9 protein-coding genes are annotated in these 9,976 nt (G+C 64.3%); 5 read left to right on the forward strand and 4 right to left on the reverse strand.

Annotated features, from left to right (window positions below):
- On the forward strand, positions 1-120 hold a 120-nt coding region (locus tag ACFQ95_RS25825), incomplete at its 5' end, for a pirin-like C-terminal cupin domain-containing protein (protein WP_422835836.1).
- A 93-nt stretch (positions 121-213) separates the two neighbouring features.
- On the opposite strand, the gene ACFQ95_RS25830 is transcribed toward ACFQ95_RS25825, so the two are convergent.
- Positions 214-996: a type III pantothenate kinase gene (locus ACFQ95_RS25830; RefSeq protein WP_422835820.1), complete on the reverse strand. Its 783-nt coding sequence runs from the start codon at positions 994-996 to the stop codon at positions 214-216.
- A 62-nt stretch (positions 997-1,058) separates the two neighbouring features.
- On the opposite strand from ACFQ95_RS25830, the gene ACFQ95_RS25835 reads away from it, so the two are divergent.
- The gene (locus ACFQ95_RS25835; RefSeq protein ID WP_422835822.1) at positions 1,059-2,204 is read left to right on the forward strand and encodes a C45 family autoproteolytic acyltransferase/hydolase; all 1,146 of its coding nucleotides are present in this window, start codon (positions 1,059-1,061) and stop codon (positions 2,202-2,204) included.
- Positions 2,205-2,231: 27 nt separating this feature from the next.
- On the opposite strand, the gene ACFQ95_RS25840 is transcribed toward ACFQ95_RS25835, so the two are convergent.
- Both ACFQ95_RS25840 and ACFQ95_RS25845 read right to left on the reverse strand, forming a co-directional pair.
- Positions 2,232-3,296: a GNAT family N-acetyltransferase gene (locus tag ACFQ95_RS25840; RefSeq protein WP_422835824.1), complete on the reverse strand. Its 1,065-nt coding sequence runs from the start codon at positions 3,294-3,296 to the stop codon at positions 2,232-2,234.
- A gap of 201 nt (positions 3,297-3,497) precedes the next feature.
- Entirely contained in the window at positions 3,498-4,433 is a 936-nt protein-coding gene (locus ACFQ95_RS25845; protein WP_422835826.1) for a helix-turn-helix domain-containing protein, read from the reverse strand.
- 278 nt (positions 4,434-4,711) lie between these two features.
- Between ACFQ95_RS25845 and ACFQ95_RS25850 the strand changes: the two genes are divergently transcribed.
- The 3 genes from ACFQ95_RS25850 to ACFQ95_RS25860 are packed head-to-tail and all read left to right on the forward strand — an operon-like array spanning position 4,712 to position 8,290.
- Complete coding sequence (locus tag ACFQ95_RS25850; protein ID WP_422835828.1) at positions 4,712-6,271, forward strand: tannase/feruloyl esterase family alpha/beta hydrolase; 1,560 nt, start codon at positions 4,712-4,714, stop codon at positions 6,269-6,271.
- A 53-nt stretch (positions 6,272-6,324) separates the two neighbouring features.
- Positions 6,325-7,563, forward strand: coding sequence for a helix-turn-helix domain-containing protein (locus tag ACFQ95_RS25855; protein WP_422835830.1), 1,239 nt, complete (start codon positions 6,325-6,327; stop codon positions 7,561-7,563).
- Positions 7,564-7,609: 46 nt separating this feature from the next.
- The gene (locus ACFQ95_RS25860) at positions 7,610-8,290 is read left to right on the forward strand and encodes a hypothetical protein (RefSeq protein ID WP_422835832.1); all 681 of its coding nucleotides are present in this window, start codon (positions 7,610-7,612) and stop codon (positions 8,288-8,290) included.
- 82 nt (positions 8,291-8,372) lie between these two features.
- Here the strand turns inward: ACFQ95_RS25860 and ACFQ95_RS25865 are convergent, their stop codons facing one another.
- Positions 8,373-9,764: a diguanylate cyclase domain-containing protein gene (locus ACFQ95_RS25865; protein ID WP_422835834.1), complete on the reverse strand. Its 1,392-nt coding sequence runs from the start codon at positions 9,762-9,764 to the stop codon at positions 8,373-8,375.
- Positions 9,765-9,976: the final 212 nt, after the last annotated feature.

Here is a 9,976-nt window from a genome sequence, read left to right on the forward strand (position 1 = left end):
GGCCAGCCCCTGAAAGAAAGCATCGTGCAATACGGCCCGTTTGTGATGAACAGTAATGCCGAGATCTTCCAGGCCGTGGAAGACTTTCGGGCCGGCAGGTTTGCCGGCGCACCAGCTTGAAGGATAGCGCAAGTTTGCTCTCAATAGAGGAGCATCTTGCGCTGTTGTAGTCTGGGTTGAGGGGTGATTTGGCTTAAAGTCTTGGTGAAGGGGTCAAGTCAGGGCGCTGTCTGCCGCGTAGCGCCGCTGCGCCATCTCCAGCAGGCCGTCGAAGATCAGGTTGTCGACCAGCTCAAACGGCACCGACATGCTGGGCGCCATTTTCCAGCCCGCGCCACCCGTCATGATGCAGGCCGGTTCGGCATGGCAATGCGCACGCACGTGTTGCACCATGCGCTCCACCGCGCCGGCAATCGCATAGGTGCCACCGCTGGTGAGCGCATCGCTGGTATTGGTGGGAAACAATTTCACCTCGCCCGTGGGCACGTGCAAGCCCGCGGTGCCGGATTCGAGCGCGCGCAGCATGATGCCGTGGCCCGGCAGAATCAGCCCGCCGAGGAACTTACCCTCGGTGTCTATGGCTTCCACGGTGACAGCCGTGCCCACCATCACCACCACCATGGGCCGTGCCGGGCCTGCGCGCAGGATGCGCTGGCGTGCACCTATCATGGCCACCCAGCGGTCGGCGCCCAGGCGTGTCGGGTGGTCGTAGCCGTTGGTGATGCCGGCCTCTGCGGCGCTGGCCACCACCCACTGCGGCACCACGTCCCAAATCTCCATTTGTTCATGCACACGACGCTTGACGGCGTCGCCGGCCACGATGCAGCCCAGCATGCGTGTGGGCGCGGCCAGGTTGCGCCACGCGCCCTCGGCCAGCTTGTCGATGTTTTCCAGAAACTCGGCGCCATGCGCCAACAGCTGGGTACCGGGGCGTGGCTCGGCGTAGAGCGACCATTTCAGCCGCGTGTTGCCTATGTCGATGGCGAGAAATGTCATCCCTGGTCTCCCAATTGCTTGTCCACGTGCTCTATTTCTTTCCGCCGATTATCATCAAAGCCATGTTCCCAATCGTACAAGTCTCCGGCCTCCCCACCGCCCACGCCCGCGGTGTCGCTTATGGCCGTGCCGCCCGTGTGCAGATCGCCCACAGCTTAGCAACCTATGCGCCGTTGTTTGCTTACTGCGGCATTGCCTGGCGCGACGCACTGGCCCAGGCCATGCGTTATCTGCCGGTGATAGAGGCGCTGGACGACGACTTTGTGAGCGAGCTGGAGGGCATTGCCGAAGGCAGCGGCCAGCCGCTGGACGCGATTCTGGCGCTGAACTGCCGCACCGAGATCCTGCCGCCCAGCTATCTCAACGGCGAGTCTGCCCTGGTGGACGCGGCGCTGGAGGCCAACCGGGCCGATGGCCTGCAGGACTGGTCGGAATGCACGGCCATGTGTGTCGACGCCACGGCCAGCGCCGATGGCTACGCCTGGTTCGCGCAAAACTGGGATTGGCTGGGGCGCCAGCGCGCGGCCCTGGTGGTGCTGAAGACCGAGGACGGCGAGGGCCGTGCCATCACCACGCTGACCGAAGCCGGCATGCTGGCCAAGATCGGTGTGAACGACGCCGGTTTTGCGCTTGGCCTGAACATTGTGCGTTCACTGCAGGACGGCGAGCGCCCAGGGCTGCCCGTGCATGTATTGCTGCGCCATTTGTTGTCCTGCCGCTCGGTGGCGCATGCGCGTGAACGGCTGGCCGCTTTGCAAGGCCTGGGTTTTGGCGCTGCGTCCAATATTCCGTGTGCCGATGCCAGTGGCGAGGTGGCGTGTTTTGAGGTCGCCCCCGCCGGTTGGGCCGAGTTGACACCCACCCACGGTGTGGTGGTGCACACCAACCATTTCATGTGTGAAACACTGCTGCCGCAACAGGCGCCCATGGGCGCTTTTGTGTCGAGCGCGCCGCGTTTGGCCACGGCCGAGTTGCATGCCGCCAAAGGGCAGACGCCGGGCAAGATCGGCCTGGAAGAACTGCAAAGCTTTTTGCGTGATGACACGGACGGCTTTCTGAGCATCTGCCGTGGCCCCAACCCCGAATGGCCGGCACATGGGCGTATTGAAAGTGTTGCCGGGATCATCATCCATCCGCATTCACGGCAGATCTGGATTGCGCCGGACGTGCCGAACCGGGTGCCCTTTACGCCTCTTGCGCCACTTTGATGGCGCTGTGACCGCACACGGTTGGCGCTATGCGCGCCGGCGCAGGGCTCCGGCAAACTCCTTGGCCGCAGCCGTGAGGCCGCGCAGTGTGCGCAGGTTGCAGGCAATCACGCCTATGCGCTCGCGGCGGTGGGTCATCCACGATTTCTTGTAGGCGTCGTCCCCCGTGAGGTAGTCGATCTCCACCACCTGGTCCACATCCAGGCTGTGGCGGAACATATGGGCCGAGAGCACCGTGCCCGCCGACCATTTGGAAAACTCTTCGTCGTAGGCCAGCTTGAAGATGTGGGCGCGGCGGTTGATGGTGAACCAGAATTGCGCCGCAATCGGCACACCATCCACCCAGGCCAGGCCCAGCCGCAGCCAGCCGTTGGCGGCGCAGAGCTCGGCCCATTGGCGCACAAATGTGGGGTAGGGCTCGGGCTTCTTCCAGCTCTTGGCGTAGATGCGGTCATAAGCGTCCATCGCGGCGTGCACCTCGGCCGGGTCGCTGACGATCTGCAGCCGGCCAGCGTTGAGCACACCGTCCTTGAACCTTTTGGCCTTGCGCGTCCAGGTGTTGACTATCTGGGAATCACGCCCCTGCATGAACGCCTCGAACGACAGCCCCTCACACGGCAGATACCAGTTGCCGAAGCAGGAATAACTGCGCACGTACCAGCCGTTTTGCGCAAACGCCGCTTTCAGCGCCAGCGTGTCGACGGCGGTTTCATCTATGGGCTGCAGCGTGACCAAGGCGCAGCGCGGCCGGTGCGCATGGATCTGGCTTATCAGACGGGTCATGGCGCCCGCGCGGTCGGGGTCGTTGCTGATCAGTGGCGCATACAGCGAGGCGTAGTAGTTGCTCACGGCTTGCCAGCGGTTGCTCTGGCCAGCCTCGTGGTACAGCAGCATCAGATTGGAGCTGCCGGCTTCGTCGCCGCTGCGGACTTCCTCGGCAATGGCAAAGGTCCAGCTGTCCTCGGCAATCTGCTCTATGAAATGCAATGTCCAGACGCTGCTGGCATAGGGGTTGCCTGTAGGGTCGGTGTCGAACGAAGCATGCCGCTGGCGCACAAATTCGAGGGCTTCCGCTTTGCTTAAAAAATGCATAAATCTTGGTTGGATCGCAGGGCGGCCGACGGCTGCGGATGCCTTGAGTCTATCCAGTAGAGCTCGCGCCGGACGGGGGCAGCATGCCACGCTGGCAAAACCGCTGAACCGGCAGGGCAGGCAATGGGTCTATGAACGCAACGGCGCCTTCGCTGGTGAAATGCCCGGCGTTGGCTGCCTGCCGCGAAAGCCGGTGTTGCTTCAGCCGGCCGTTGCCTCGCGCCAGACTCCCGGACTCAAACCTGTGGCGCGTCGCATGGCGCTGGATAAATGGCTTTGACTTGCGAAGCCGGTAGCCAAAGCGATCTGCGCAATCGGCAGTGTGGTTTCACGCAACATGCTGCGTGCGGCGGCCAGGCGCCGGTCCACGATGTAGCGGTGGGGCGTGGTACCAAAGGTATTCTTGAACAGCCGCAGAAAGTGAAACCGGCTCACACCTGCCTGTTGGGCCAGTTCGGCGAGGTCGAGGTCGCTGGCCAGCCTGTCGTCCACATAGGCGATGACGTGGGACTTTTGTGTGATGCTGAGCCGACCACGTTCGCGCACCGGGGCTTGTCCGCCCTCGGCATGGTGTGTGCTGAGATAGGCCGCCAGGCTCAGCGACAACGAGGCCGCGTACAAGCGGCCATGCGGGCTGCCGTGGCGAACCTCCTCTCCCATCAGGCGAAGCAGTCCGGCCAGATGCCGGTCACGCAGTGTCAGGTCCTGGCGCAGGCTGCGGCGCGCGGGTAACAAGGCGCCGATGTCGCCCTCGCGTGACAGTTCGTCAAAGTCCAGTTCCACCATCAGGCGTTCCGCGCCCGGTTCGCAGTCCCAGCGAGAGTAAGCCACATCCAGTTTCGGGCCGAACAGGCCGATGTTGTCGTGCGCCGGACTGAAGTCACAAGTGGTGCCACGGCTGTGAAGGTAGGCGCGGGTGCGCCCTTTGAGAATGGTGGCGACCACTGCGAACGGCGATTCGATGGCGTGGTTCACGCGGTGGCTCGCCGCTTCGAAGATGCCGATGCGAAATCCGGCCCATGCCGAGTATTGCGACGCCAGCAGCAGCGACGGCTCTGGGGTCTCACAGCAGAGCATGCCCGGTAGCGGGGCGGAGGGGTTGGCACGGGTATCGATGACGGGCAAACGCTGGACCATATGAACCGATGTTAGAGCGCATGTGTATCGCCCGCCTCTCGCCAGTGGTCGGTGTTTTCCCTGGGCAATTTTCTGCAAAACCGCAATCTGTTGAACGACAAGGGCCGGGTCGAAACCTAAATTGAGTGAAGAAATTCATTCACAACAGCGGAGGCAAATCCATGACCATTTCAACCCACGGTCGCAGTACTAAAGTCTTGGTTCTTTCCACACTCAGTGGGTCTGTTCTGGCGACGCTTGTGGCATGCGGCGGAGGCGGCGGTTCCATCGTGGGCAGCATGGCTACGCCTGCGGAGGCTTGTGCCGGGCTGGCGGGCTTGCAGATTGCCTCCACCGCCATTGGTTTGCCCACCTCGGGGGCGAGCGTTAAAACCGCCACCCTGGTGGCGGCCAGCGCCAGCGGCAACACCAACGGTGAATACTGCGCCGTCACCGGCTTCATCGCGCCCGTGAGTGCCTCGGCCCCGAGCATGGAGTTTCAGGTCAACTTGCCGAGCAACTGGAACCAGCGTGCACTGCAGTTTGGCGGCGGCGCCTACGACGGCAGCCTGGTCACCGGCCTGGGCACCTACACCGCGCAAGTTGCCGGTACGGCGAATGCGCTGAAGCAGGGTTATGTGACCTTGGGCAGCGATGGTGGCCACAAGGCAGCCAGCGGCTTTGACGGCAACTTTGCGCTCAACCCCGAGGCGCTGTTGAACTACGGCCAGCAGTCGGTCAAGAAGGCTCACGACGTGGCCATGGCGATTGTGCAAAAGCGTTACGGCGAAGCGCCCAAACGCTTCTACTTCATTGGTGGCTCACAAGGTGGCCATGAGGCCTTGGACGCCGCTGCGCGTTATCCGGCCGATTACGATGGCGTGATCGCCAACTACCCCGCCTACAACATCACGCTGCTGCAACTGGCATCGCTCAACGTGGGCAAGGCGCTTTACGCCTACGGTGGTGCGGGCTGGATCAACCCGGCGAAGAAAACGCTGCTGACCAATGCGGTCTACGCTGCATGTGACGGGCTGGACGGCGCGAAGGACGGCATCATCGGCAACATCTCGGCCTGCAATGCCACGTTCAACATCGACACGGTGAAGGCCACGCTGCGCTGCGCAGGCGGCGCGGACACGGGCGACAGCTGTTTGTCCGATGCACAAATCGCTGCCGTGCAGCAGATCGCCTCGCCTTACGACCTGGGCTTTGAGGTGGCCGGCCAACAGGTGTTCCCGCGCTGGCCGCTGCTGGAGGGCGCGTTGTTCAATGTGTCGTCATTCGGCGCCTCTGCGGTGCCGGCCAACCCGCCCCTGGCGACGGATGCGCTGCTCTACAACATTGGTGCGGCACACGCTCAGTACTTTGCCACGCAAAACCCCGCACTCGATGCGTTGACCTATGACCCTGCTGCCTACAAAACGCGCCTGCAGGCGCTGGGCAACATCACCGATGTGACCGCCGTGAGCCTGGCCGCCTTTCGCGCCAGGGGCGGCAAACTCATATTGACGCACGGCACGGCCGACGACTTCATCAGCCCGCACAACACCGAGAACTACTACCAGCGTCAAGTGGCGGCGTTTGGTCAGACGGCGGTGGATGGTTTTGTGCGCTTTTATGCCATCCCCGGCTACGGCCATGGCTTTGGTCCGTACAACCTGGGCTACGACGGGCTGAGTGTGTTGCACAGTTGGGTGGAGAGCGGTACCGCGCCCGAAGTGATTGCCTCTGTGGACAACAACACCGGCGCCAACCGTAGCCGCCCCATGTGCCGTTGGCCTGCACGGCTGATCTTCACAGGCGCGGCGGGGGCCTCGCTGAACGACGCGGCCAACTTCAGCTGCCAAACCTCGTAGTGCTTTAACCGGGTGGCGCTCCACCCAGCCGCATGGCGGTGTAATCTGCCGCCATGGACTCGCTGATCTCCGCCTCCGCCCGCGCACTGGCCGCCGGTGACGCGCTGGGTGCACTCAAACGCGTGGCCCTGCGCGACGACCCACCTGCGCTGGCCTTGCGCGGCATTGCCATGGCGCAACTGGGCGAGCACAGCCGCGCGCGCGAGCTGTTGCGCCGTGCCGCACGTGGCTTTGGCGCACATGAAGCCGTGGCCCGCGCGCGCTGCGTGGTGGCCGAGGCGGAGGTGGCGTTCGCCATGCGTGATCTGGGCGGCCTGCCGCTTTCTCCCCGTGCCCTGCTGGCGGCTGCGGCCACGCTGGAAGCCCATGCCGATCAGGCCAACGCACTGCTGGCGCGGCTGGTGGCCGCGCGTTGGTGGTTGTTGCTCGGGCGCTTGGACCAGGCTTCTCGAACCCTGGCCGGTGTGGACAGCACACGCCTGCCTGCGGCCTTTGCCGCTGTCGGTGCCACGGCCGAACTCACCATCGCCGAGCTTGCGCTGCGCGGCCTGCAACTGGCCTCGGCCCGCGCGGCATTGGCCCGGGCCGAGGTGGCGGCGCAAACTGCTCGTATCCCGGCCTTGCTGGCCGAAGTGGCCGAGGCATCGGCGCTGCTGCAGCGGCCCGCCGCACGCCGCTTGTCGGCGCAGGGTGAACAAAGCTTGTCGCTGGACGATGTCGCCGCGCTGCGCGCTGCCGATGTGTTGGTGGTCGATGCCTGCCAGCGCGAGCTAAGTGCCGGTGCTGCCCGGCTGGCGCTGGCGCGTAGGCCCGTGTTGTGGAACCTGGCGCGGGCGCTGGCCCAAGCCTGGCCCGGTGATGTGCACCGTGACGCGCTGATCGCCAAGGCCTTTCGCACGCGCCGCCCGGACGAAACCCACCGTGCACGTCTGCGTGTGGAGATGGGGCGGTTGCGGGCGCTGCTGCGTGGCCTGGCGCAGATCGAGGCCACGCCGCGGGGTTTTGTCCTGCGGCCGCTGGCTGAACGCCAACTGGTGTTGCTGGCGCCACCGGTGGAGGGTGATGATGCCGCGTTGGTGGCGCTGCTGTCCGACGGCGCGGCCTGGCCGACTTCGGCCCTGGCCTTGGCGCTGGGGGCGAGTCAGCGCACGGTGCAACGTGCGCTGATCGATCTGGAGGCCGAGGGGCGCGTGCGTTCGCTGGGCCTGGCGCGGGCACGCCGCTGGCTGGCGCCGCCGCTGGTGGAATTCACGACGATCTTGTTACTCCCCGCAGCGCTGCCGTTTCCCTAAAGTGGATTCACCGCGCCACTTTCAGGCGTGTCACAAGGAGCCTTTCATGACCAGTCAGACTGTAGAAAGAACGCAAACCCAAGCCACGGTACAGGGCGCACAAATCGTGCGCGAGTACGGTCCCTTCGACGGCGCCGACCGCATCCACGGTGTGACCCACGACGGCCAGCGCGTGTGGGCCGCCACGGGCGCCAAGCTGGTGGGCTTCGACCCCGCCAGCGGCGAGACCACACACACGCTGGACGTGGCCTGCGACGCCGGCACGGCCTTTGATGGCAAACACCTTTACCAAATTGCCGAAACCCGTATCCACAAGATAGACCCTGCCACCGGCCAAGTGCTGGCGTCGATTCCTGCGCCCGGCAGCGGCTCGGACTCGGGGCTCACCTGGGCCGAAGGCAGCCTGTGGGTGGGCCAATACCGCGACCGCCGCATCCACCAGATCAACCCTGCCACCGGCGCCATCATCCGCACCATTGAGTCGAACCGCTTTGTCACCGGTGTCACCTGGGTCGATGGTGAGTTGTGGCACGGCACCTGGGAGGCCGATGAAAGCGAACTGCGCCGTATCGATCCGCGCAGCGGCGCGGTGCTGGCGCGGCTGGAAATGCCGGCCGGCGTGGGCGTCAGCGGGCTGGAGTCCGATGGTGCCGATCTGTTCTATTGTGGTGGCGGGCCCAGTGGCAAAGTGCGCGCGGTACGGCGTCCCAAAGCCGTCAAGGCTTAGGGCTGGGCTGAACCAGCGGCGCTTTCGGCGGCAAGTTTCCTGGCCCGGTGGGTAGGGGATGGTCGGGCGGCGGGCGTGGGGCTCACGCGGGTTGCTTGCCGCCGCCTGAGCCGAAGCGGTTGCCGCCGGCTTTCTTGCAAGCGTACATGGCCTGATCGGCGTGGTTGAGCAAACCCTTGGCATCCTGGCTGTGCAGCGGAAACAGCGCCATGCCGATGCTGGGGTGGATCTGCACGCTGGTCCCGGCCAGGTCAAAGGGTTTGGTAAAGGCCGCCAGAATCTTTTCGGCCACGGTGTCGGTGCTGGTGAGGCTGACCGGGTGCTGGCCACTTTCCAGCAGCAGCACAAATTCGTCGCCCCCTAGCCGTGCCACCGTGTCCGAGGCGCGCACACATGCGCTGAGCCGCGCCGCCACGCCTTGCAGCAGCAGATCACCGGCGGCATGGCCCAGGCTGTCGTTCACGCTTTTGAAGCGATCCAGGTCCAGGAACAGCAGCGCCAGGGTGTGGTGTTCGCGTGTGGCACGGGACAGCGCGGATTTGAGGCGGTCATGGAACAACTGGCGGTTGGGCAACTGGGTGAGCTGGTCGTATTGCGCCATCTGCTGCAAGCGCTGGTTGATGCGGTTGCGCTCTATGGCGGTGGCCACCTGGGTCGAGACGAACTGCAGCAGTTCCTGGTCTTTTTCGGTGTAGCCCGCGTGCCCGTCATGGGCCTGGAGTACCAACGCCCCCAGCGTGCCCTGTTGCCCTTGCAGCGGCACACCCAGCCAATAGGGCGCCACATGCAGTTGCTGTTGCGCGGCCGCCTGCAGGTGCGGCGCCATCACACTGGCTGTGCTCGGTGTGAGCCGCAAGGTGCGGCCATGGCGAACCACTTCGGCGCACAGGCTGTCCTCCCCAACCGCCAGAGCCGCATGCGGCATGGGCTGAGGCTGATCGGCGTGGTAGGCACATTGCAGCTCTTGTGTCTGTGCATCCAGCAAAGCCACCGAGAAATGCGCGGCGGGCAATAAACCGCCAATGATGCTGTGGATGCGTTCGAACAGCGCCACCAAGTCATGGGCCGCGTAGGCCGCTTCAGAGATGGCGTACACAGCAGCCTGCAGCGCCTCGGTACGTTTGCGCTCCGTCACGTCACGCGCCACGGCCACACGCATGCCGTCGCTCGCAGACCAGCGTGCCGACCACATGATGTGCGCCACGGCGCCGTCCTTGCGCAGATAACGGTTCTCGAAGTGCAGTTGGTATTGGCCCGCCATGATGTCGGCCACGACCGCCAAGGTGCGCGCGCGGTCATCGGGATGCACCAGTTCAATCATGCGCCGGCCAATCACTTCCTGGGGGGTGTAGCCAAAAATCCTCTCGAACGCAGCGCTGACGAAGATGTAGCGTCCCTCGGCGTCGACCACACACACGGCATCGACCAGCAGGTCCAGAACATTGACCGAAGTCGCGGGAGGAGTGAGGTTCATGCGGGGAAAAAATAACGCCTAACCCCCCAAGCGTAACAGTCGGCGCCCGCGTGGCAGCCTGTACCGCATCCACCAGCGGGTCAGATTCAGCGTTTGCTCTTCTCTGCGGTCCATGACCTGCCCAAATGGTTGCCCAACGCCGGATCCGATCTGAAAGCAGCAGAACACACCTATAAAAACAAGGAAAAAGCCCTCATCTTTAAAATGGTTTC

Source organism: Variovorax sp. HJSM1_2 (genome assembly GCF_049316285.1).
Classification (GTDB): domain Bacteria; phylum Pseudomonadota; class Gammaproteobacteria; order Burkholderiales; family Burkholderiaceae_C; genus Rhodoferax_B.

Coding starts and splice junctions, on each gene's coding strand:
- ACFQ95_RS25840 (WP_422835824.1), bottom strand. CDS start 3,296: ATGCATTTTTTAAGCAAAGCGGAAGCCCTCGAATTTGTGCGCCAGCGG.
- ACFQ95_RS25865 (WP_422835834.1), bottom strand. CDS start 9,764: ATGAACCTCACTCCTCCCGCGACTTCGGTCAATGTTCTGGACCTGCTG.
- ACFQ95_RS25860 (WP_422835832.1), top strand. CDS start 7,610: ATGACCAGTCAGACTGTAGAAAGAACGCAAACCCAAGCCACGGTACAG.
- ACFQ95_RS25845 (WP_422835826.1), bottom strand. CDS start 4,433: ATGGTCCAGCGTTTGCCCGTCATCGATACCCGTGCCAACCCCTCCGCC.
- ACFQ95_RS25855 (WP_422835830.1), top strand. CDS start 6,325: ATGGACTCGCTGATCTCCGCCTCCGCCCGCGCACTGGCCGCCGGTGAC.
- ACFQ95_RS25830 (WP_422835820.1), bottom strand. CDS start 996: ATGACATTTCTCGCCATCGACATAGGCAACACGCGGCTGAAATGGTCG.
- ACFQ95_RS25850 (WP_422835828.1), top strand. CDS start 4,712: ATGGCTACGCCTGCGGAGGCTTGTGCCGGGCTGGCGGGCTTGCAGATT.
- ACFQ95_RS25835 (WP_422835822.1), top strand. CDS start 1,059: ATGTTCCCAATCGTACAAGTCTCCGGCCTCCCCACCGCCCACGCCCGC.